Source organism: Caballeronia cordobensis (assembly GCF_001544575.2).
Taxonomy (GTDB): Bacteria; Pseudomonadota; Gammaproteobacteria; order Burkholderiales; family Burkholderiaceae; genus Caballeronia; species Caballeronia cordobensis.
In genome coordinates this window covers 46,851-70,314 of record NZ_FCNY02000005.1, presented here as the reverse complement: position 1 = coordinate 70,314, position 23,464 = coordinate 46,851, and the positions used below count along the sequence as shown (strand labels likewise).

The following is a 23,464-nucleotide window of genomic DNA, read 5'->3' as shown; positions in this document are numbered from 1 at the left end:
CTGCTGTGAGATTCACGCCGCTTCGGTGATCGAGTTGTGCAGCGCCTGAAGGATTGAAATGCGGAGTTCGCCCAGCGACTGGATCTGCGTCGTGCGAGGATGCGGCAGGTCGATTGCCCACTGTCCGGCCAGCGTTCCACGGTTGCCGAGCAGGGCGATGCGGTCGGCGACGATGAGCGCTTCGTCGATGTCGTGCGTCACGAACAGCGCCGCGGCGCCGGTACGCCGGACCGTTTCAAGCAGAAGCTGCTGCATGCCGGCGCGTGTGACTTCGTCGAGCGCGCCAAACGGTTCGTCGAGCAGCAGCGCACGCGGTTCGCGGGCAAGACAGCGCGCCAGCGCCGCGCGTTGCGCCATGCCGCCCGAGAGCTGCGAGGGCAGCCACGTGCGCGCATGGGACAGGCCGACGGCCGCGAGCGCATCTTTCACGCGCCGCTTGCGATCCGCACGGGACAGTTGCGGCTGGCGCCTGAACGTGAGTCCGAACGCGACATTGTGCTCGACCGTGAGCCAGGGCAAAAGGCAAGGATCCTGGAAGGCGAACACGACATCCGGGCGCGGCCCCTCGACCACGTTCCCGTCGATGCGAACGCTTCCGCCAGTGGGCTTCGTCAGTCCGGCGACCGTGCGCAACAATGACGACTTGCCACAGCCGCTCGGCCCGAGCAGCGCGACGAGTTCCCCCGGTGCGACCGAGAGATCCACACCGTGCAGCACGCTGCGTGTCGCATAACGCAGAGCGACGTCGCTCGCGACAATGTGCGCGCCCGTCATAAGGTGGCCGTCCGCCGGTGTTGTTCGAGCTGCGCTTTCAGCTGCACGAGGCTCGGCGTGACGATCGGAATGAAAGAGGCTTCGCGCACGCGGCGCGCCGTGCCGCCCTGATTTCGCAGAAAGCCGCGTCCGCCGCTCGCCTGCACCTCGAGCGAGACCGCGCGGGTCACGGTATCGGCAAGCGCAATGCGCAGCGCGAAAAGCGCGGCGGGCCGCTCGAGGTACGTGCCGTCGAGCACGCCATGCCGCAGCTGCATGGCCTGCTCGTCGAGCGTCGCTTGCAGCGCGCCGGTTTCCGCCCGGATCGAATCGCGCGACGACGCCGCGGCTTCCGACGTCGCTTCGAGCGCCCCGCGCGCAAGTCCGACCGACATGCCGCATTGCAGGCCCAGGAAAGCGGGACGCACACGCAGGAGCCAGTTGCGCGCATCGGCGGCGATGCGCCAGGTTTCGTCGAGCACCGTGCCCTTCACGCGCAGGGCGGCGGTATTGCTGGCGCGCAGGCCGACGAGGTCGAGATCGTCGCTGCGCTCGACGCCCGGCGTATCGTGCGGTATCGCGAAGATCGCAGGCGGCGCGCCGTCGTCGTGATCGAACGCGGCCGCGGCGATGAAGGCTTCGCGCCGTAAATTGGTAATCCACGGCAGGCCGCCCTCGAGCGCGTAGCCGTTGCCGCGCCGCGTGGCATGCATCTGCAGGCCTTCGATACCGGACAGAAACTTCATCGCATTGGACAGTCCGGTTGCGCCGGCGATTTCGCCCGCCAGCAACGGCGGAAGCGTTTCTTCGCGCAGCGTCGGGTTGTCGCTCTGCAGGAGATACTCGATGAACGTGCGGTGACCCCACAGCACGAACGCCGCCGTCAGCGAACGCCGGGCCACGGCGGCCACCATGTCGATGGCATCCGCTATCGTTCCGCCGGCGCCGCCCGCAGCCTTGGGTACGCCTGCCGCCGCCGCGCCCGCGAGCACGAGTTGCGGCAACACTTCGGCAGCCCGCGACGGGTCCGAGTCGAGCGCTTCGGCGTGCAGGTCGAGCCAGGCGTCGAGCGCCTGGTCTGGTCGTGGCGCGTTCATGCGGCGCGTGTGTCCGATGCTGCCTGGCGGTCCCAGCGATACGCCTCGAGTTGCGGATTGAGTTCGTTACGCGCGAGATTGTTGGCGAAATTGCATAGCGTGGCGAGGCTCACGCCGAGCACCACTTCGAGCGCATTGGCATCGCTGAAGCCCGCGCGCCTGAACGTCGCCAGCGCGTCGTCGGAGACTGCGCCGCGGCTGGCGATCACGGCGCGCGTGAACACCGCGACCGCGTCGAGCCGCGCGTCGGAGAGTGCACCTTGTGCACGGACCTGCTCAACCAGCGCCGCGGGCAGTTGGGCTTTTTTCAGCGCGACCGCCGTATGCCCGGCGACGCAAAACCCGCAGCCGTGAACGGCCGCGGCGGTGATCTGCACGACTTCCCGCTCTGCGAGCGTGAGCCCGCTTCTTGCGTTGATTTCGGCGACGGTCAGATAGGTTTCGAGCGCCACCGGCGCGTTCGCGAGAGACGCGACGAGATTCGGCAGGAAACCGTTGGCTGCGAGTGCTTTCTGCAGGAAGGGGCGACTCGCCTCGGGTGCGGTCTCGATGGTGTTCAAAGGCAGACGGCTCATGGCATCCTCGATCGGAAAGCCTTAGTGTGTCCGACGCACGGATGCGGCCGCAATGCTCGGCCGTCCAGGAATCATGCGGATTCGTCTTGCAGGGTTGCCGCCCGCCTTTCGTCAGTGCACGGCCGCCGAAGGATGACGAGGATGCGCGCGGCGGCATGCGCCGGGTAGCAGTCCCGTGACCCGCTTGAACGCCTGTGCGAATGCGGATTCGGACTGATAGCCCACGTGTTCCGCCGCGTTCAGCATGGAGGCGCCGCGTCTCAACATCTCCGCCGCCACCTTCATGCGCAGAATCGCCAGAAATTGCGCGGGCGGCTGTCCGCACGACTCGGCGAACTGCTTGCAGAAGCGCGCGCGTGACATATGGCAGAACGCCGCCATCGCATGCGTGCTCCAGTCATCGCCGGGGCGCTCGATGATCGCGTTGACGAGCGGGGCGAACTCCGCGCGTTGCATGACCGACCAGAGGCCGGGCGCAAAGTCGTCTGCGCTCGCGACGGCGCGCAGCGCGTAGAAGAACAGCACATCGGTCAGACGGTTGATGAGCGGCGAGGGCGAGTCGCCGTTGCGCGCCGTCTCGGCGCGAATCAGGTCGAACAGCGTGCGCGCTCCCGCAAACCGGACATCATCGTGACGAACGACGATGTAATCGGGCAAAAGCGCATTCAATGCATCGCCCAGATCCGAGCGGAATTCGAAGAATCCGCAGGCGAGAGCCAGGCCGTCTCCGTCGGTCGGTTCGGCATTGAGCGGACTCATCGTACCGATGCGCGTTGCGTACTCGGCGGCGGCGGGCGCATTCGGCTCGGGCGTGAGGCAGTGCGGCATGTCGTGCAGCAGAAAGACTGCATCGCCGGCGCCGAGCCGTACGCTCCGCTGCGGCCGGCCCGGCCGCTCCGGCAGATGAAGCCAGCACGCACCCTCCAGAATCAAGTGGAAACTCGCGCGCTGATGGCCCGCCGTCGATGCCCGATACGCGCCGCAATACCGCCCCACGTGGAAGAGCGTGCTGCGCAGTTCGAGTCCGGAGAGCAGCCAGTCTGCGGCGATGTCGGCGGAAGTCGGCATGATGGATAAAGCGGATGAAGCCGCGATGTGCGAGGCGAAAGAGTCGAGAGTAGCCGCCCGTAGCGCCGCACGCCAAAGAAGCAATCATGGGATCGATATGCCTGGACTTCATATGGGCGCGAATCTTTCTCGCGCAATTGCTAAGCATCGCTGAGCGACGGGAATCATGCTAGTCGTGTCGCCTCTGCCGGACGGCCGCGCTTCATGCAGGGGACGCGATGCGCAGTAAGCGCGCATGAGTGCTGACATACACGCCGAACTCGCAACGCACCGGTGCGAAACGCGCGTCCACCATAGAACGGAGCGGGGCGGGCTGATCGATCGGTGTCGATTTACATAGCAAATATAATTGGTTGGGTTCAGCCAAGGCGCGCCTGACACTGTTCGCCAACCCGACTCATCGACGCGGGTGTACAGGATGCCAGCGTGCATTCACGCTCACTATTGAGACTTTCTTTGCCATGAAGCTGACTCACGCAATATTGCTGGACGCCATGAACAGCGGCGAGCGCTATTCCGCGACGAAGCTTGCGCAGGCGTTCGGCAGGTCGACCGAAGTGGTGCGTTTGTTGCTGATGGCGCTCGTGGACGAGGGTGCCGTGGAAATTTGTGCGCAGTCATCTCGCGTCACACGTTTTCAGCGCGCAAATGGAGTGGCCCGCGCGCCGGCCGGGAAGTCACATGATGCTTCGGAGCCGGTCGCCACATCGGTAGCCACTTTTCCGGTCACGCGCATCGTGACCGGCACCCTGTCGAACTATGACCTGCATGCCCATTCCAGGCTCGCGATGCTGACACGTCGATAGCGCTCGCGAGCGGGTGAGCAGACGGACAGGTCACCGGCATGAAGGCCCGGCCCGTCGCGCGCGGTCAGGCCATATCCTCAATCGTGCGTTCCTTCCCATGCGTGAGCTGAAAAGCGTGTGACAAATTCGCGGTTTTGAGCGGCCGTGGTGAACACTAGAATCGCAGGTTTTCACGTACGGCCACCCGCTCCAACATGCCTCGCCACATCCGCCTTAATGCTTTCATGATGAATTGCGTCGGGCATCTCGCGCCTGGTCAGTGGACGGCGCCCGACGACCGCTCGGTCGGCTATCTCGACACCGACTACTGGGTCGAACTCGCGCAGGTGCTCGAGCGGGGACTGTTCGACGGTCTGTTTCTTGGCGATGTCACCGGCATCTATGACGTGTTCGGCGCCAGCCCCGCGGCGGCGCTGCGCACGGCCGCGCAAGTGCCGATGAACGATCCGGTTCCCCTGATTCCGCTGATGGCGCATGCGACGCGACATCTGGGCTTCGGCGTAACGGTTTCCGTTGCCTACGAGGCGCCCTATCTGCTCGCGCGGCGCTTCACGACGCTCGATCATCTGACTCGCGGCAGGGTCGCCTGGAACGTGGTGACTTCCTACCTGCAAAGCGGCGCGCGCAGTCTCGGTCAGACGGAACTGCGCGCCCACGATGAGCGTTACGATCGCGCCGACGAATTCCTGGAGGTCTGCTACCAGCTCTGGGAAGGAAGCTGGCAGGAGGGCGCGGTCAGGCGCGATCCGCAACGCGGTGTATATGCCGATCCCGACCGGGTCCGTCCGATCGTGCACAAGGGCCGCTACTTCGAGAGCGAGGGGATCTTCCAGTGCGAACCGTCGCCGCAACGCACGCCACTGCTGTTTCAGGCCGGCGGTTCGGCACGCGGCGCGCGTTTCGCTGCGCGCCACGCGGAATGCATCTTCCTCGGCGCGCCGACGCGCAACGGGCTGCGCACTTCGGCCCTCGCCATTCGCGCGGCGCTGGAACAGGCGGGACGCGCGCCCGACAGCGCGCAGCTCTTTGGGATGCTCACCGTCATCGTCGACGAGACGGCACAGAGGGCTCAGGAGCGCTACGAAGCCTACCGGCAACGCGGGAGCTACGAGGGGGCGATCGCGCTGCTCTCGGGCTGGACCGGAATCGACCTGTCGGGTTATCAGCCGGACGACACGCTGAGCTACGTGGATACCAACGCCGGCCAGTCGGCGCTCGCCTCCTTCAGCAAGCTCGATCCCGAGCGCGAATGGACTGTGCGCGACGCGGTGGAGTTCGTGACCATAGGAGGACGCGGCGCTGTCGTGGTGGGTGACGCCGTGCAGGTGGCGGACGAACTGCAGTCGCTCATGGAAGAGACTGGAATCGATGGCTTCAATCTTGCATGGGTGGAGTCGCCGCGCACCTTTCATGATGTCGTCCGGTATCTCGTGCCGGAGCTTCAGCGGCGCGGGGCATACAAGACCGCGTATGCCGAAGGCACGCTGCGCGAGAAGCTACTGGGTCGCGGCCCGTATCTGGAAGCGCCCCACGTGGGCGCGAGCTTCCGCTGAGTTCACCAGGGTGGGGGCGCGTACCTGGCGCCGTCCATTCGATCATTCTTCAACAACGCAGGACTTCGTATGCCTCTCGTAAGCGAACCCGGTCCTTCAAGCTTCTCCGCGAAGAAGCGTCAACTGTTTGATGCCTTCACGGACAACGGCGCGCATTTCGCCGATCAATTCTCCGTACTCTCGCACGTGACGCCAGCAGTGCAGCATCTGCCCCGCATGCTGCTCGAGCTGAAAGCTCGCAATGCGGTGCCGTACCGCTTCATCGAGATGGCGATCGTGATCTCGTTGCTCAACGATTGCGTACGCACGCTGCACGACTAAGCCGATCATCCCAAGCTCGACGCGCTCGACAAGCTGGTGATCGAGTATGCGATCGTCGTGACGAACGCGCCGCAGCGCATTCGCGATCACGTCTCCTGCGCTTGCGCGAGCATGTCAGCGAAGCGCAGATCGTGGAGCTGACGCTGCGCATCGCGCTGTGCGGATTCTTCAACCGCTTCAATCAGGCATTGCAGATTGGCGAAGATTCGACTGCCGTGCATCCTGCTTAACCGTTTCATTCCAGCATCGCATTCAGGTCAGAAAACCTTCTCGATCGACGTGCCTTTTTTGAGCGCGGCGGGCGCCCTGTTCGCGGCGCTCGCCGCGCCCCCTATGTCATTCGCACAAGCGGAGAGGGATCCGCGGGATTTCCATCTCTGGCTGCAACTGTCCGAGTCTTGCACGCATGCGGCCGTTGCGGAGCAGTTGCGTTTGAGCGGCATCAGCATTGCGTTGAGCGATGCTTTCGCGATCGGCGCGGGGAGCGACGCGGTCCGACTGTGGCTCGGCAGGGCGAATGCGATTGTTTTCATCGCGGACCAAGCTGAATCGAACCGGCCGCGCGCGTTACCGCTTGTCGATAACTCGCGAGAGCCGGCTTCCCGAAAACTGGATCAATTGCACAAGCAACACGATCACCACGATCGTGAACACCATGGTGTCTGTCTCGAAGCGAAAGTATCCATAGCGAATCGCGAAGTCGCCGATTCCGCCGCCGCCCACTGCACCGGCCAGCGTGGAGAACGAAAGAAAACTGATGGTCGCAATCGTCAGCCCGTAGACGATCCCCGAGCGTGCTTCAACGAGCAGCACCTTGAAGACGATCTCCGGCAAGGTGGCGCCCATCGAAACGGCTGCCGTAATCACGCCACGATCTACATCGAGCAGCGATTGTTCGACGAGACGCCCGTAATAGACGATCGCAACTATCGATAGCGGCACCGAAGCTGCGACTGTACCGAGCGACGTGCCGAGCAGAAAACGCGTTACGGGAATCAGCGCGACGATCAGGATCATGAACGGAAACGAGCGTACGACGTTGACGAGAATGTCGAACAGCGCGAAGAGCCGCGGCCGCTCGACCAGGCCGCCTTTGCGCGTGAGATACAGCAACGTTCCGACCGGAATGCCGACGAGAATCGCAGCGCCCAGCGCAATGCCCACCATCAGGAATGTTTCACTGAGCGACACCAGCAACTCGGGCATCCGATGTGCGACGTTGTCTAAGACTGCATTGATCGCTTCAAGCATATGCGCGCCTCGATTCCACTTGCGTGTTGAAACTGCTGTCTCGATGACGCGTGAGCAAACGGCCGATATCGGTCACCGGTTGATACGCGCGATTGGCTAGCGAGAAGGTTTCGACGAGGCGTCCCGCTTCCATCACGCCAACCTTGTTGCATATCTCGTTCACGATCGACATCTGATGGGTCACGATGACGATCGTCACGCCGAGTTCGCGATTCACCTTCAGCAGGAAATCGAGAATCTCCTGCGACGAGTGCGGATCGAGCGCCGAAGTCGGTTCGTCACACAGCAAGACCGATGGTCGATTGGCCATTGCGCGTGCGATCGCCACACGTTGTTTCTGACCGCCGGAAAGGGTCGCTGGATAGGCATGAAGCTTATCGAGCAGACCGACGATGGACAGACACTCGCGCACACGAGCTTCACGTTCGGCGTGCGGAAAACGCGCGATTTCCAGCGGAAACGACACGTTCGCGGACACCGTCTTGTTGTTGATCAGATTGAAATGCTGAAAGATCATTGCGATGGATTGCCGTGTCGCGCGCAGTTCGGCAGAGGGCATGTCGGTGAGATCGCGGCCCTTCAGGCGCACGCTGCCGCTTGTCGGACGATCTAGCAGATTCATCAGGCGGATCAGTGACGATTTGCCCGCGCCCGAGAAACCAATAATGCCGAAGATATCGCCCTCGCTTACCTTCAGCGAAACATCGATCACGGCTTCGACGCGCTCATTGCGCATTTCATATATCTTGCCAACCTTGTCTAATTCGAACATGCGCGCCTCTCCAATGAAATGTCGATCGATCAGAACAGCGGCTTGACGGAATCACCGAATTTTTGCGTCATGAACTGGCGCACTTCCGGCGTTGTCAGCGCTTTGGCGAGCTTCTGCACCGCTTCGTCGTTCTTGTTGTCCGGGCGCGCAACAAGACCGCTCGGAAAACGATCCACCTTCTCCGTGATCAGCGCATCCTTCGACGGACTCATGCCAAGCTGCAAGATATACGCGGCATTGATCGCGACGAGATCGGCGTCGTCGAGTGTGCGCGTGAGCATCAACTGATCGACTTCACGAAACTTGAAGCGATGCGGATTGCTCGCAATATCCGCCTGCGTCGCTTTGATGCCCGCACCGGGACGCAAGGTGATCAAACCATAGTCCGCGAAAAGCGCGAGTGAGCGGCCGCTGTTGGCCGGATCGTTCGGGAACACGATCAGGCTGCCGTCGGGCAAATCCTTGATCGATTTATAGCGCTTCGAAAAGGCACCGAACACCGATGTGAACACGGGAACGACAGGCACAAGATGCGTCTGATGATCGTGATTCGACTGATCGAGATACGGGAAATGCTGAAAGAAACTTGCGTCGAGCTGCTTCTGTTCGGTTAACGGATTGATCTGCACGAAGTCCGTCATCTGCACGACCTGAACATCGACGCCTTGTTGCTTCAGATCGGAATGGTCCAGTGCGAACTTGAGAATGTCCGCATAGGGCGCGACACCGCCTGTCGCGACTTTCAGCACGCGCGGCTTCGCGGTCTGCGCGCTCGCGCCGGTCGCGAGGAGTCCGCTGACGAGTACGCTGAGCGCGAATTTGAGTACGGTCCGGTGGAGCATGGGTGTGTCCTGTCGAGTCTTGATGGATGGATGAATGGTCGATTCGTTGAAGCTTTATTCCGCAAAGCGAAAGGCCGCCCCCGTATGCCGATCGGGCAAGAAAGCGCCGGTCTGTGGAAACAATTTTTCTCGCAACGTGCCCGGTGCATATTCGCGCTTGTAGCGGCCGCGACGTTGCAGTTCCGGCACGACGAGATCCGCAAAATCCTCGTAAGCTTGCGGCGTGATGGCATAACTAAGATTGAAGCCGTCGATGCCCGTCGCGTCGACCCACGCTTCCATCTCATCGGCGACTTGCGCGGGCGAGCCCACAAATACGGGGCCGCGCCCGCCGATCGAGTTATGCCGCGCGAGTTCGCCCACGGTCCATATCCGGCCCGGGTCCGATGTCGTGAAGTTTTCGAGCGCCGAGCGGATACCGTCCTCGATCTTCAGATGCCGGATCGGTTCGTCCGGATCGAGCCTCGAAAAGTCGATGCCGGTCCAGCCCGAGAAGAGCGCAAGGGCGGCGTCGGTGCTGACGTATTGCTCGTAATCGGCGAGCTTCGCGCGTGCCTCGGCTGCGGTGTGTCCGACGATGATCGTCGCCATCGCGAAGAACAGAATGTCTTCGGCGCGTCTGCCTGCACGCACGGCTTGCGCGCGCGTGGACGCGACGACGGGCGCAATCACCGCCGTGCTCGGGCCGCTCACGTACACGCACTCGGCATGCTTGCCGGCGAACACCTTGCCGCGCGACGACGATCCCGCCTGGAACAGCAATGGCGTGCGTTGCGGCGAGGGCTCGGCGAGATGAATGGCGTCAACCTTGAAATGGCGTCCTTCGTGGACGATCCGGCGCACCTTTTCCGGCAGCGCGAACACGCCGGAGGACCGGTCGCGCACCGCCGCGCCATCCTGCCAACTGCCTTCCCATAACTTGTAGACGAGTTCCATGTATTCATCGGCGATGTCATAGCGATCGTCGTGCGCGATCACGCCCGATTGACCGAGCGCACGGGCGCTGCTCTTGCTGTAGCCGGTCACGACATTCCAGCCAATTCTTCCGCCCGTGAGATGGTCGAGGGTCGACATGCGCCGCGCGAACGGATAGGGCGGCTCGTGATTGGCATTGCTCGTCACGCCGAATCCGAGATGTTCGGTGACGGCGGCCATCGCGGAGATCGACATCAACGGATCATGTTTGGGCACTTGCGCTGCATGCCTGAGCGCGGCGTCCGTGTTGCCGCCATAGATGTCGTTGAACTCAAGGCTATCGGCGATGAAAAGCGCGTCGACGAGCCCGCGTTCGAGCGTTTTCGCAAGTGCGATCCAGTAATCGAGCGTGTTGTATGCGAGCGAGCGATCGTGCGGATGCCGCCAGAGTCCGGGTGACTGATGCACAGGACTTTGCATCGCGAAGGCATTCATGCGGATCAGCGGCTTCGCGGCTTGCGACGATGCGGCACTCATGAACGATTCCGCATTGGCGAATCGAGCCCGAGATGCTCGCGCAACGTCGCGCCTTCGTACTCGGTACGGAACAGCCCGCGCCGCTGCAGTTCGGGAATGACGTGATCGACGAAGTCGTCGAGACCGGCCGGCAGATAGGGCGGAAGGATGTTGAAGCCATCTGCGGCGCCGCTTTCGAACCAGTGCTGTAATCGGTCTGCAACCTGCGCCGCAGTGCCGATGACGGTGTGATGTCCAGCGCCGTTGCACACGTGACCGTACAGTTGCCGGACCGTGAGATTGTCTCTGCGCGCGAGGTCCAGAAGCAGCTTTTGCCGGCTGCGATGGCTTTCGGTGACGGGTAGCTCGGGTACGGGACCATCAAGCGGATACGCCGACATATCGACCCCAATCAGCGTCGACAGAATCCCGAGCCCGGCATCCGGATGAATCAGTTCAAGCAACGCGCGATGCTTCTCGGCGGCCTCTTGCTCTGTGCGTCCGATAAATGGCTGGATGCCTGGCAGGATCCTGACGGCAGACGGCGCGCGGCCCAGCCCTTCGACCTTGCCTTTCAGGCGCGTGTAATACGCCTTCGCTTCATCGAGCGTTTGTGCCGCGACATATACGGCGTCGGCTGTGGCCGCGGCGAGTTCGAGCCCATCATCAGACGAACCTGCCTGAAAAAGGACCGGATGCCCTTGAGGCGAACGCGCAATATTCAGCGGACCGCGCACCGAGAAATGATCGCCACGGTGGTTCAGCACGTTCATCTTCGTGGGATCGAAGTAGCGGCCCGTGTGCTTGTCGCGCACGAACGCGTCGTCGTCCCAGCTATCCCAGAGTCCTTGCACGACCGACACGAATTCGCGGGCCCGGCTATATCGGCTCTTGTGATCCGGATGATGTTCGCGATTGAAGTTCCGCGCCTCGCCATCGGTGAATGAGGTTACTACGTTCCAGCCGGCGCGACCGTGACTCAGGTGATCGAGCGTCGCGAACTTGCGCGCGACGTGGTACGGCTCGTTATACGTGGTCGATGCGGTCGCGGCCAATCCGATCCGCGACGTGACGACCGACAGCGCGGATAGCAAACCGAGCGGCTCGAGGTTAGCGGTGATCGGCGAGCGGCTCAGCTGCTCGGTGGTTTCGCGTTCGCGCAAGCCGACTGCATCCGCGAGAAACAACACGTCGAACTTGCCTCGCTCCGCGGTTTGCGCAAGCTTGCGGTAGACCTCGAAGTCATAGTCACCGCCGAGTTCCGCATCGGGATGACGCCAGCCCGCCGTATGATGGCCATTGGGTTGGAGCAGCGTCGCGAGATGCATGCGGCGATTCGGTGCGTCGGTCATGGATCGGGTCTCGTGGTCGGCAGGATCGCAAGGGAAGCGACTATCCCGATCGTAGTTAAGGCAAATGGAGTGGTTAGGCGGATCGATGCAAGATCGGATTCAAAGCGTAGGCAAGGTAAGCATGTGATCCAACCAAGCAATTTCGCTTAGCTTTTCAAGAGGAGACAAATGACGCCAGATCTGCCGTGCGACAAACCAATCCAGTTTTACGATGATTTGCTTTTCGCTTTCTTTTCTAAAGAAAAGTTGTATGCCTTCTTGCAACGCGTTGAGCACAGCGCAAGCATGAAGATTCTGTATCCTTTCATCGCGGATAGTTTGGCGGACTCCTTGGACCTAGGCCAGTGAGGGATGCGATTCAATTTGAGGTGCGACTCGCCCAGGCGCTGGCGTGGGATGCGCCCCCTTCGCGAAGCCGCCATGGCTCAATCTGGGCGGTTGCTTTGCGTGGCGCGGAACCACGGGTATGCGAAATTGGCATCTCAACGAAGTGCCCGGCATGACGCTGATTGCAGTTCAGTCGCATCGACATGCGTCGTCCCAACGTTGCCAAGAGATGTGATGTGCAGGCGGTTGCGTTCACTGAGCGACATCTGAATCAGCGACTCTTCCTGTTCGAGCCACGCTTTGACATCAATGAACTCTGCCCGCAGTGGTGACGTCCAAAAACCGCGATAGAGGCAACGAAGGCAGACGCCTCGTAGTGTCGGCCAAGGAAGCGTGAATCGACAGCTCGCCGCGATTGAAGCGGCACACAAGTCACTTCAGGAGCAGTTGAAGACGCTGCGCGGAACGACGCGCTCCCCAACGCGGCGCGTGTCGACGTCAGAATCCAGTCCGCCAGTCAGGCGAGCCGCTCGGAAGGCCGCCGTTGGCAAAACGGCGAGAGCGAAAGCTCGAACCTAGATAATGACCGGGTGGCGCCGGCTAGCGGCGCGACCCACGGACGGTTGGTGCCGCAGTTGCGCCGACGGTCAAAAGGAGCAAACAGGTGAGAAGATCGGCAGAAAATAGATTGCGGGTCGTGGCGGTGCGCATCGACCCGATTATCGAACAGCGATTACGTGTGTTGGCAGAGGCCACGGGGCGGAAACAGTCCTACTTTCTGCAGCGGATGATCGAAGAAGGCATCGAAGCGATGGAAGAGACCTGGCTGGCGCCAGACACGCTGGCCAAGGTTCGAAATGATGAATTGCCCGAGCTGCTCGCTGCACACAGCACGACCTCGGATCTGTTCGACCTGGATGCGACCGATGCTGCCTCGTAGCAGCGGCGGTGCCGTGCTTTCGTAGCGCTTCGGTAAGATCGCATTCGTTTTCAATAGAGAGGAAGAGACGCCAATGAACAAGCAGGAACTGATCGACGCGGTTGCGTCGGCGTCGGGTACGAGCAAGACCGCCGCAGAAGAGGCGATCAATGCAGTGTTTGAGACGATTTCGAATACGGTGGCCGCGGGCGACGCCGTTCAGCTGATCGGGTTTGGATCGTTCGGGACCGGGGAACGCGCCGCGCGAGCGCCAGTACCTAACCAATTGGTCGTCCGGCCCCAGTGCCAGATAGGCGGGCAAAATCTGACTTCTAAACACCGAATGCACTTCATTCGGAACGTCGATCGGCGCTTTTCCTTTCTAAATTCCTGAAATCATTCAATTCGTAGTTTCCTATAGTTTTCTTTATCGTACTTCGCAATGAGCGCCATATTCCCGGGAGTTGCCACAACGTTACCGAGTTGCCGCAACATGGGTTCGCGACGAGTTCGAAAAGCTGATCACTCACTTTGCGAGGAAGGCGGGCGACCCACTTCAGCCCTTCGACCGATCGCCGGATCAACGGATCCTCGGGAACCGAGGAAGGTCCAGCGTTGACTAGCGCTGTGTTGTAACTCGCCGGACCGTGACGGTCACTTGCATGGAGGTTGAGCAGGCGGAGGATCGTTGGGTCTTAGAGGCCACCACGCAGTTCCGTGGTTGGTACTCGCGACGCGTTGAACAGGCATTCCATTCTTGTTCAGAAAATCTTTCATGTTCGAATAGAAATTAAGCCAGAAAAGGTGCCCGTAGCAGAAAACGCCTTTTCCCGCAATACGATTCTGCCAAGCATCTGACTCGCGGTCAAAAGCTTTCGAGTAAAACATCCAGTTGCCGTTTTCGGCATCTCGAATCCCAAAGCCACGGCTTCCCGCGACAGAATGTTTCCATCCCGTGGCTATTTCCACCGTCGAAAAGATAAAATCAGTTTTGGTAGCGCAGGTCACCTGAACGCTGCCCCACGGATTGACAATCTCAATTCTTTTTACCGCCTTCTGAAGATTATTAACCGGATTCGGATAATGTGTGTCTAGTTTGAACGTCATCAAGGCTCCTATGGGATTGTCTGATTGCCATTGTTTTCTGTTTTCCTCACCATACTTGGAGACATCGATCAGCGTTCCGTATGGCTTAAAATCGTAATCGCCTGTGGAGCCCCGCGCGAATTCATCGAAATGAAGTCGAATATTTTTGAATGTTTCCACAAGCGATTTATTTAATGGCTTCTTAAACACAACGTAATAGAAATCAACATTTACTACGTCGCCTACGCCGCTATCAGGCGGGAGAAACCTCTTGACTTGCCTTGCTTTTTTTATAGGTGACCTCCAGTCACCGAGATCCCTAAAGTAATCGACGTTTCGCGAAGCGAGGTCTTCGAGCGGCAAAGGCTTGAAACATTCGGCCCAAGCCGTCGGTGTCATCGCAAACACCACAAGTGCTGTCGTACAGGTTGTCACCAGACCGCGATGGAGTTTCATGTTATCCTCCAGCATGCAGGCTGATCGAAGCGACTTCACTGCCAAATCTGCGCTTGATGAGGCTCCACGGGCCGTCCGCCGTCTTTACGATCCCCTCGAAATAGGTCGCTCGCCCGCTCTCATATTGCTGAAGCGTCACACGCGTTCCCGCGGCCCTGGTCAGATCGCGAGTGACATCGTTGTGATATGACGTCCGGTCGAGCTCGAATGACGTATTCCGATCAAACACCGGTCCGACAGTCACATGAAGCATGCCCACTCCACGCACCCAGACGATCTGCTCTCCATGCAAGATCGCCCCGTATACCCACGCCGGCGTAGCCGATAACTGAAGGTCCTCATGCGAGTGAGGTTGGTGCCGGTAAAGTGCAAGCCCGCACCACCCAAGAAATCCACCCGCCACGCGCACATCGCAGAACCAGAGCTTCGTCGTGGGGTCTCTGCGCAACGCAAAGCTGGCCACTGATATCGTCCGCTGTGCGAGGGAAGCATCGGCGACAGACAGATTGTCAAGATAAAGGACCTCGTTCGCGCCTTCGATACTTCGTTGCGGGTAAAACGTTGCATCAAGCGGTTCAGTATTCCCATTTTCAGGAACCTGGAAATCCGTCATGCGTGGCGGCTCACGCGCCACGTCGAGATGAGGACGCTCGATGGGGTCTTCGCCCCACTGAGTCACAAATTTGTCAAGGCTGCTCACTGGTCCGCCAGCAGCGGCGCCCGATCTGCATCCTACGGCCAGCCGCTCTCCGGGTCCGGAAACCAACCACGGCGGGCGCACATAAATACGCATGGCGTAAATCCGCTGGGTTCTGCGCGTACCTCCGCCAAGCCGAACGAAATCGTGCGATATGGGGACGACATGACTGATGTCAGGCGCAGGAAGCATCATCGAGGCTGGAACGTCGACCAGTATCCGCTCCGACTTGCTTTGGAACGCTGACGCCGGACCAGGTTTGAATTGCGCCTTGTAGCGCGAACTTGTCACGGCCGTTACGTTGGCGCGTTTGCGGCGTCCATCGACAAAGTTGAGAGTACATGGCCTGCCCAGTGCGGACGATGGCTGCTGCGACTGCGGCTGCGGTGGATTCAAAAGGAATATTTTGTTTTCGGCACACTGGAAGCCAAATGAGCTTTGCACACCCCCCACAGACTGCATGAAAAGGCTGGCGCTCGACATGGCTACACGGGCCATTAAAGACGCGGACGGAGGCGAATGCTTGTCAAAGAGGATGCTTCTCGGCGTGGAATTCGCACGCGCCGATGTCAGCGCGGGCCGATCCTGCCACGGCCTGTCCTCGATATCGGACCATTCCGCTTCGAGCCATACCTGTCCTGCAGAAGCGGCATCCACCTGAATGTATCCGGGGAGGTCGGCGGTTTCCTTAAACCGGCTTCGCTCGGCCACGGTCACTGTCTCACCTTTCGGCGAGAACCGGACTGGCATACCTCCAAAAAACGGTCTCATTGTTGGCGCTTTAGCGCAATGAGTCACTTGAAGTTTCTGTTCTGCAACGGCCGGTACAATCGATGCGGCGTCCGCGAGGCTTGGTGTTGCACGCAACTTCAATTGTGCGCTCGAGGCTGCGTAGGATGCAGTCTGACGAAGCTGGTCTTTCCCAAGTTCGGGAAGAATGGTGATTTCCAGCTCAGCCGACACGGGAGCAACAATGCGAACGGTCCGCCCGTGCTTCGTCACCTCCACGTGCGTTCCCGAAGAAATGGAAAACCGGAGTTCAATCGGCCTGAACTCTTCCCATCGTCCGACGCGACCATATTCGACCCGGACTGGACTAAGGTGCATGTGGGGCGTAAGCTCGCAGAACGTATCTCGCTCATACGTGAATTCCTGGGACGTGCTGTCTGGATCTCCATTGAGCACGGTCACCTGCACCGATATAGCAGCCACATCAGGATCGAAAAAATACTGGAGGTCGTCGGACGGGCGCCGCCTGAAATAGTGGCTGACGTTCTGCACAAATTGGCGGTGGGCGTTTCTTGCCGGTTCACTTTTCTGACTCAGGAAAATACCGTGATACCGCGCGGTATCCATATTGATCGGAGTTGGCACTACCCACACGCTTGCATCCGGCGCGTCTGGCGTGAGGAATATGGACCGGGATGCATCATTGCTGTTGCTGAAATTAGCGGATACCAGCTCCCCTGCCTTGTATGCGCGGGCCCGAAAAAAGGGACAACATTGCACAAAGCTGTCCGTCCGACTCAGACTATCCGCATCCGCTGCCGAAAGACTGATACCGCCCATCAGGACGTTTCGAAGTCGATAACAATAGAGGCGTCCGAATCGTAATGCTGTAGCACTGGAATAGTCAGTTACGTTTATCAGGAAAGGAGCATCGGCAAGTGGCGAAATGCGTTTTTCCGTCCCGAGGAAACGCAGGTAGTCACGCGCCTGCCCTGAACTCATACCGACGTACCTTATTATTTCCGTACTCCGGGCCGAGGGAGAGGCGGCAGTCTGCTCCCTTTCATATACGTCCTCAACCGGGCCCTTGATCTTGCGCGACGACCCCGTCAACGTAATTTCCTGAACCTGATGATGAACGCTACTGAAGCGGACCTCGGCACTGTCCGTAAGGTCGAGGCGAAATCCTGTCCAGAGATCTTCCAAAAAGAGGCACGGCCAGAGCGCTTCCCGCTGAGGGTTGTTGAGTGCGGCGGGCGTGATAAGGTCGGCGGTTGGAGCGGATATCGTCAATCCCGCGCATTCAGGCTCATTTACGCCTCGGTGCTCGTCACTGAGCAGTTGTGGCGGCCGCTGGTCAAGCACGTCCGTAAAATCACTCCCTGTCTGTTGCGGAGACGGTTGTGCCGTATTGGAAAGGGAGTTATTGAATTGCAGTACGGTTCCCTGAATTATTGCGACCTCTGCGTTGATTGCAGTCGCCCGATACCTCGGGTTACCCTGCTCGTCGTTCAGGCAAGCTAGCGCACTATTCGTTGTCCGCGTCCGCTTTCCGGGCTGCGAGATGTCAACGAAACTGACAGGATGGGTATGTCCCATCCGCCTGAACGCCGTTGAGTGGAGTACGAGTGGGTGCGACGTCTGTGCAAAGGACTTACCTTGCAGGAAGAGCACATGATCACCCGTTACCGGTTGCGCCGACACTGCATGCCACGATGTCGAGATTCCGCATGTTTCGCTCAGTAGCGCGTTCTTCAGGGCCGCGTGGATTGCGACATTGGGATCCGATACCGAAACGGTGACGTCTCCTTTTTCCGAAGTACGCCTAAGACCGTGAGAAGCAACAAAAGCGCGGACGGCGGCGTCAGAACTCGCCAGCCGGTCCTGAATCTTTTTGACGCCGTCTTTCAGGCGCGCAGCTGCGGCGCTAACGGGGCTGTTCGCGAAAAGCCTGACGCCGTAAGAATCGCCGAATACGACTTCGAGAGCAGTCGATTGTACGTAGTTATTTACCCATCGGGCCTTGTCAAAGGATGAGGGGCCGGCCGAAATGGACGTCGTGAATGCCAGCCTTTCCGTGACGCTGGCGTAGATGTGCGTGCGGAGTAACCATAGGTCATCATGGAGTCGATTAAGATCGACGAAATCCTGCTCGCGCAGCTTATCGAAACGCGAATCGTGATGCACGGGCGACACCGCCAAGTCAGCCGGCCTCTCGAGGTAACTGTCCAGCACTTCCCGCAAGGCCTCAAATGGCTTCGCTCCCGAATACTTCAACGAAATCGCAATTCCGTTGGTGACGGCCGCCGGCCTCCCGGATGCAATCCACTCAGCCAGCGGGACCGCTACAGCATCGATGGGTTGATCGGCCGAACGTCCAAGAACGGGATGGGCGGCGAGCGCATTCATCATGTCGGCTCTCGTCACCGTCCCTTCGGAAAATTCCGGAACGGTGACTAGGCGGACGTCGAAACGCAATGGCCGCTGCTCAGGATTACTGGAGTCCAGAGGTATCGGCGTGATCCGGTAGGCGACTTGCATTTCGTTCTCCCTATCGATATCCGGCGAGTATGCGTCTAAAGGCTGTCCTTCGCTTTCTCTGAAACTTCGGTCCAAACGGCATTGCATCGCTAGGCGCACCCCGACCGATCCGAGAGCAGGTGCTCTCGGGAAGGGCGTTAGCCGAGAACGCCTGCATCTCCACAGCAGCGCCTGCGGCCGCCTTGTGCTGATCGTCCGAAACCTCTTCGTGAACGGCCGAAAACGAATACGAAATCCGCACAAAGCCGATCTTGATCGATACGGACACCTCTGCAGTGCCCCGAATGATTCTTTGTGCACCCGCGATACGTTCCATCGCGATATAGATGAGACCCGCAAAATCGATGATGCTCGCGACCGTTAGATTGGCGGCAGCTTTTACAAACGCTCGCATTGTCACAGTCGCACTGTTGGCGACAACGTCGCGCTGCAGCGAAAAAAAAATGCCGGCGGTGACCGAGGCCTGCCCCTTCGCAATTCCCCACTCAATCGGGATCAGCGCGCCGTATTCCATGCTGACTTCAACCAGGCGGCACCCGCGCGTTGTCGCCTCGATTAGCGCGTAAGCTTTCCCGCCATACCATGGCGGCACATAAATGGTCAGTGGCTTCTCACGCGTCGACACAGAAAATCCAACTGCAAGAACATCCCGCCCTTTCAGAGGGATCGTAACGGACCAGCCGAGCGCAAGATTCGAAATCATCGCTGGCCCCATAAACAACGGGCCCGAACCGCCAGCCGGGAACTGGAGCGTCTGCCACACCCGGATCTCGGCCGGTGTAGGGACGATATGGACACTGTTGTCGCCGAGACCTTCGAAGATGGCCGCAAGCTGACTAATGAAGTCCAACGGAGGTAGCAGATCGACTGACTTGAGTTGAACGATAAAATCCTTGTGGCCATCCTCGAAAATCTGGAATTCGACCTTTGAGAATCTTACATTCAGTGCACTGAAGACAATTACCGAGAAATCCACCAGCGACGCATTCGCCGACACTCTCGGCGTGCCAGCTGAAAATTTAAATCCGGAGCCGTCTGAAGGGATAAAAACCTCGCCAAGATCGATGCGCGCGTGGGCGTTGATGTCGATACGAGTTTCACCATCGGTTGGCACAAATGTCACAGGCCCGACCGGGACTTCCGTGAATACATCGTTTGACCACTGTAGCGCCGCATCGACGCCGAGCGTGAGGGGCTTCTCACCGGGCACCGCGGGCATTGCCTGCTTCTGCAGGATCGCGATCAGTGCTGGAATGGGCAGGGGCGCCCGGCCTTCCAGCACGTCGGCAAGCCACTCGATACCTGTTGTACGCAATAGCCAGGTCGGCGGAGAAGCCGCACGTTCGTGGGCAGCGCTTCCCGCGGACGAACTGAGTGCGATGTCCCGGAAAATATCCGCAAAACTCAAGCCGGGTATGATCTGCGCATTCGCACCGAACATGTCGCCAAGTTTCAGGCCGGGCGCCACACCCGGCGTGTCTCCTGACGTGGCGCCGGATGTCAGCATCAGCGCGGGCCCTGCCGCAACGCCCATCAGATGGCGTGCGTCGTTCACGAGCGCAGTCCGTATTGTCGGCTCGCGGCAACTGTCGAACGGCGCCTTGTCGTGCTGCGGCCTGCTGATAAGCGCAAACGCGGCATAGTCGAGCCGCTGCGCGGCCTGAATCCGGCTTCTGGCCGGGTCGACATAGCCCAGCCATCGCCCTTCATTGAAGGTGGCATCCCCCATCGGTCCATGCTTCCTATCTACGAAGCTCAGATGCGTGTCAGGGACAGAGAGGCCACCTATGGCCTCCGATGAAGCAGAGCGACCAAAGCGGACTTCGTTGTCTAAACCCAGAAACAGGTCATCCGGTATCGGACTGGGATTCACAGATACCCCAAAGTAGGCCTGCCTGACAGCCCTCGCAGCCTCTTCTGCCGATCGCGGCGTGACTCGGCCAGGCTCCGGAACAAGCGCACGCGTTTCCAGCATGTAGATATAGGGGGCTTCGGGTGCGGGTGACTGCGCCGTGACATTGAAGAAATAATCGGCAGGAGGGGTCGTTGGCTCTGGATCCAGGATGGGTGAGTAGGTAAACCGGACGTCGCGGTAAGTCACGAGGCAGGTCGACGGCTCTCCAGAAATCCGCCCCATGCTTTGAATTCGAACCCGCATGGTTCTCGCGCGCGGGCGGAATGGTGGGCTAACCGACGTTGGCTTGAGGTCGGGTATGTTCGCGCGCACCCACTCTATCCAGTCGACGTGCTGCGCTGTCGCGCCCTTCTCGATGCTGGAGGCCAACGCAACAGACGCGCCGCCATAGTGCGCAAACCGTCCTGGTATGAGCGTCCACTGCTTATCAACTGCACGAAGACCCTCACCTGCTGCGCTCTGATCGATTGCGTGGGACGCGTCGCCCTGCGTGATGGGAAACGAAGGGCAAACCATATTGGGACTGCTCGGATTCCATTGGGAGCCTGGCTCCCAGATGAGGCCGTTAGGTGCCCGTGCCTTGTTATTCACAAAAATCATGGGCATTGACGCGCGATGCTTCTTGCCTTCCCAGTCAGTCCCAAGATGTTCAAACGCGAATGGCTTACCACCCACAAGTGGCAGAAAAAAGTCATAGTGGATGTAGGTTTCCGGGTCTCCTCCTGGGGGAAGGTCGAGCGGCGGCGATCTGGGCGTTATCACCGAAATCTGCTGGAACGGGGTCTCAGCATGGCCTGGCTCGATAGAGTTAGGTTGCGATATCTGAAGGACTGCCTGCATGATCAGCGGAGCTACGAAGAATCCCTGATCGTCCAAACCGAATACTCTCTCGGAGAGCAATATCAGTTCGCAGGGCGTACCGAATGGATATAAAAATCCTTCATTCACCGCCTCGACATGGTGATCACGGCCAAGACTGGTCGAGTGGACCCAGCCCGACAGAGCACATCCCGGGAAAGCATCCCACTTGCCCTTGAGTTGCAACCATCCACCTCTCGCGCTCAAGCGTAGCTGTTGCACGGGGATCGTGCGACCCGGCGAATAGCAGGCCTGTATGCAGCCGCTCTGCTTCGGGTCGTCCGATTCGTAACGGATGACTCCTGTGCTGGTCAGTGGGTCTACTTTGCCCGTGTACGGAAAGCGACGCGAGAGACTTGTTGCGATTTCAATACGAGCATAATTGCTCAGCGGTGTCGGCGAAGGTGGAAAGCGCATGCCGGGACGATCAGCGTACGTAACGACAGGTGTGCCCGTATCCACCGTACCGTCCACGCTTTTCTGGTCAAAACCCCTGACACTCAGAACCTCCATCGGAATGGAAAGCGAATAGCGTTCCGACTTGCGACGTAGCGACGTTGACCAAAGCTCACTCCATATACCCGCCACCCGCATACGTAAGGGTTCATCAAAGGTATAAGCTGACGTTGCCGGATTTTCGGCGGGACTTAAATCGATGCCCCATGGGAGCTCAATGCGGGTTGAAGGAGTCGCTTGCACGTCACCGATATCCAGCTGATAGGGTGCCGCGACACGATCAAGGTCGGGTAAGACAAGCTCAAACTCATCCCAAGCGAGTAGGGATTCAAGCCGCAGCCGGATGGGACGTGTACGCCCAATCCGGAACACCAACTGGCTCGGCGCGCTTGCGGTGAGCCGGATTTGTGACAGTGACTTCTCGTCAAAGACCTGTGGAATCTCCTTGTCTGCCGGGAGCGCAATTTCGGCATAGTGTTGCGGTGGAAATTCAAACACCAGATACCGTTCATTAACACTGCTAACCGGAAACAGCCAGCGCGCGCCCGCGGCACGTGACTCACGGAACCCCACCGCTTTTAGCTTTAAAAATAACTCGTCACTCTCCCGTCGCAAAATATACTCCGGCCAGGTAGCGGTAGCCGCCATGTCCCCAGCGATCGCCATAAGTGGTTTCAGGCCCAATGCCGCACCAGTTGGGAGCAGTAAACATAATTCTAAAAAGGTGCGGCGACTGCGGATGCGTAACTCGTCGTCATCTTTTAGGAGCGGATCCATAGCGAGTCCCTTGAAAAGGTAGCCGTTGATTGATGTTTTGCCAAGCATCTTATTGGTGCTACTTCTCAAGGCTTCTAAATCAGCGCTGGTTATTTCCGTTTGCTTAGTAAGATCGAATATGTAGAATCCAACCCGCCGCTATCTTTGTTCCACCCATCAGTGTCCAAATGATCAAACCATGAAGTTGAATCGGCAGAATTTCTCAGTCACGGTCAGTTCAAAAAAGTGGTGTACGGTTGATCTTCTTTAAGCCTTCTGAGACGTACCCCTTCTTTCTGACCGAAGATTGTGCGCTAAAAGACATAGCACGATAGACTGAGTAATGACCTCCCCATATCTCTGTATGGGCTCGAGAACCGCAAAGTTTAGCAATGACGTCGCAATTCAAAGGCCAATACGTTTGGCCTTGCGCCCGTCGGGCCGGCCGCCGGAGGCCGCCGGCTGGCCTAGAGCGACTTGAGACGTTGCCCGAACAGCGGGTCAGTCGGCGTCCAACCGTATCAGCGCAATCCGCGTTTTCCTAAGAAGCAACAGCTCCCCGAATGCTCGCTCCTTCATTTTCGACCAGCAACTAAGCGGCGATGGGATCTTAGAACGGCGTACGTACAGACATGCTACGCCCCATCCACGCTTGCAAGTTCTTGCACATCCGTCCGAAACACTCCTGAACTCTCTTGACGTCAGCAAGTACGAGAGGTCCTGACAAGAAGATAGGAGCAACCGAATGCAATTTCAAGAAATCCTAAATGGACGATTGAGGCGGTGCAGAGCATCGACGATGTCGAGCGCGATAGGAAGCCCGTTCATTGGAAGGCGTTATTTATGTAGTTAGCTAAGTTTTATGGCAAACGGGACGCGATTTTGAACGAGCTTCAACAACGA

The 23,464-nt window shown here is 59.3% G+C and carries 18 protein-coding genes; 5 read left to right on the top strand and 13 right to left on the bottom strand.

The annotated features are described in order from the left end of the window. Nucleotides 1–12 precede the first annotated feature (12 nt). From AWB70_RS11105 to AWB70_RS11090, 4 genes are all read right to left on the bottom strand, one after another. Nucleotides 13–774 (bottom strand): ABC transporter ATP-binding protein, encoded by a 762-nt coding sequence (locus tag AWB70_RS11105; protein ID WP_053570249.1) that lies wholly within the window; start codon nucleotides 772–774, stop codon nucleotides 13–15. Then, nucleotides 771–1,850 carry an acyl-CoA dehydrogenase family protein gene (locus AWB70_RS11100; protein WP_053570250.1) on the bottom strand — a complete coding sequence of 360 codons (1,080 nt, stop codon included), beginning with the start codon at nucleotides 1,848–1,850 and terminating at the stop codon, nucleotides 771–773. Before AWB70_RS11100 ends, AWB70_RS11105 begins: the two co-directional genes overlap by 4 nt. Further along, on the bottom strand, nucleotides 1,847–2,425 hold the full coding sequence (locus AWB70_RS11095) for a carboxymuconolactone decarboxylase family protein (protein WP_053570251.1): 579 nt from the start codon (nucleotides 2,423–2,425) through the stop codon (nucleotides 1,847–1,849). Before AWB70_RS11095 ends, AWB70_RS11100 begins: the two co-directional genes overlap by 4 nt. A 111-nt stretch (nucleotides 2,426–2,536) precedes the next feature. Beyond that, nucleotides 2,537–3,493, bottom strand: a complete 957-nt coding sequence (locus AWB70_RS11090; RefSeq protein ID WP_053570252.1) for an AraC family transcriptional regulator — start codon at nucleotides 3,491–3,493, stop codon at nucleotides 2,537–2,539. A gap of 461 nt (nucleotides 3,494–3,954) precedes the next feature. Here AWB70_RS11090 and AWB70_RS11085 point away from each other — a divergent pair, with 461 nt between their 5' ends. Further along, entirely contained in the window at nucleotides 3,955–4,299 is a 345-nt protein-coding gene (locus tag AWB70_RS11085) for a hypothetical protein (RefSeq protein WP_053570253.1), read from the top strand. Nucleotides 4,300–4,493: 194 nt separating this feature from the next. Further along, nucleotides 4,494–5,852: an LLM class flavin-dependent oxidoreductase gene (locus AWB70_RS11080; protein ID WP_075644280.1), complete on the top strand. Its 1,359-nt coding sequence runs from the start codon at nucleotides 4,494–4,496 to the stop codon at nucleotides 5,850–5,852. A 96-nt stretch (nucleotides 5,853–5,948) separates the two neighbouring features. On the opposite strand, the gene AWB70_RS38995 is transcribed toward AWB70_RS11080, so the two are convergent. The 6 genes from AWB70_RS38995 to AWB70_RS11045 form a co-directional block, all read right to left on the bottom strand. Then, the gene (locus AWB70_RS38995) at nucleotides 5,949–6,263 is read right to left on the bottom strand and encodes a hypothetical protein (RefSeq protein ID WP_200826406.1); all 315 of its coding nucleotides are present in this window, start codon (nucleotides 6,261–6,263) and stop codon (nucleotides 5,949–5,951) included. A gap of 477 nt (nucleotides 6,264–6,740) precedes the next feature. Continuing rightward, on the bottom strand, nucleotides 6,741–7,424 hold the full coding sequence (locus tag AWB70_RS11065) for a methionine ABC transporter permease (protein WP_200826405.1): 684 nt from the start codon (nucleotides 7,422–7,424) through the stop codon (nucleotides 6,741–6,743). After that, complete coding sequence (locus AWB70_RS11060; protein WP_053570256.1) at nucleotides 7,417–8,196, bottom strand: methionine ABC transporter ATP-binding protein; 780 nt, start codon at nucleotides 8,194–8,196, stop codon at nucleotides 7,417–7,419. The genes AWB70_RS11065 and AWB70_RS11060 overlap by 8 nt, the downstream gene beginning before the upstream one ends. Before the next feature lie 29 nt (nucleotides 8,197–8,225). Then, nucleotides 8,226–9,038, bottom strand: a complete 813-nt coding sequence (locus AWB70_RS11055) for a MetQ/NlpA family ABC transporter substrate-binding protein (protein ID WP_053570257.1) — start codon at nucleotides 9,036–9,038, stop codon at nucleotides 8,226–8,228. 54 nt (nucleotides 9,039–9,092) lie between these two features. Further along, the gene (locus AWB70_RS11050; RefSeq protein WP_053570258.1) at nucleotides 9,093–10,490 is read right to left on the bottom strand and encodes an LLM class flavin-dependent oxidoreductase; all 1,398 of its coding nucleotides are present in this window, start codon (nucleotides 10,488–10,490) and stop codon (nucleotides 9,093–9,095) included. Continuing rightward, a complete protein-coding gene (locus AWB70_RS11045; protein WP_053570259.1) occupies nucleotides 10,487–11,821 on the bottom strand; it encodes an LLM class flavin-dependent oxidoreductase in 1,335 nt (444 codons plus the stop codon). Before AWB70_RS11045 ends, AWB70_RS11050 begins: the two co-directional genes overlap by 4 nt. A 168-nt stretch (nucleotides 11,822–11,989) precedes the next feature. On the opposite strand from AWB70_RS11045, the gene AWB70_RS11040 reads away from it, so the two are divergent. The 3 genes from AWB70_RS11040 to AWB70_RS39230 all read left to right on the top strand — a co-directional run bounded on the left by AWB70_RS11040 (nucleotide 11,990) and on the right by AWB70_RS39230 (nucleotide 13,461). Then, nucleotides 11,990–12,169, top strand: coding sequence for a hypothetical protein (locus AWB70_RS11040; RefSeq protein WP_053570260.1), 180 nt, complete (start codon nucleotides 11,990–11,992; stop codon nucleotides 12,167–12,169). A gap of 643 nt (nucleotides 12,170–12,812) precedes the next feature. Continuing rightward, complete coding sequence (locus AWB70_RS11035; RefSeq protein ID WP_053570261.1) at nucleotides 12,813–13,088, top strand: YlcI/YnfO family protein; 276 nt, start codon at nucleotides 12,813–12,815, stop codon at nucleotides 13,086–13,088. A gap of 73 nt (nucleotides 13,089–13,161) precedes the next feature. Further along, entirely contained in the window at nucleotides 13,162–13,461 is a 300-nt protein-coding gene (locus AWB70_RS39230) for an HU family DNA-binding protein (RefSeq protein ID WP_235024212.1), read from the top strand. A 260-nt stretch (nucleotides 13,462–13,721) separates the two neighbouring features. On the opposite strand, the gene AWB70_RS38235 is transcribed toward AWB70_RS39230, so the two are convergent. From AWB70_RS38235 to AWB70_RS11020, 3 genes are read right to left on the bottom strand one after another with little or no spacing between them, the layout of a single operon-like run. Continuing rightward, on the bottom strand, nucleotides 13,722–14,609 hold the full coding sequence (locus tag AWB70_RS38235) for a hypothetical protein (RefSeq protein ID WP_143281627.1): 888 nt from the start codon (nucleotides 14,607–14,609) through the stop codon (nucleotides 13,722–13,724). 1 nt (nucleotide 14,610) lies between these two features. Next, the gene (locus tag AWB70_RS11025; protein ID WP_053570262.1) at nucleotides 14,611–18,576 is read right to left on the bottom strand and encodes a hypothetical protein; all 3,966 of its coding nucleotides are present in this window, start codon (nucleotides 18,574–18,576) and stop codon (nucleotides 14,611–14,613) included. Nucleotides 18,577–18,586: 10 nt separating this feature from the next. Further along, nucleotides 18,587–22,630, bottom strand: coding sequence for a hypothetical protein (locus AWB70_RS11020; protein ID WP_053570263.1), 4,044 nt, complete (start codon nucleotides 22,628–22,630; stop codon nucleotides 18,587–18,589). Between the last annotated feature and the right edge of the window lie 834 nt (nucleotides 22,631–23,464).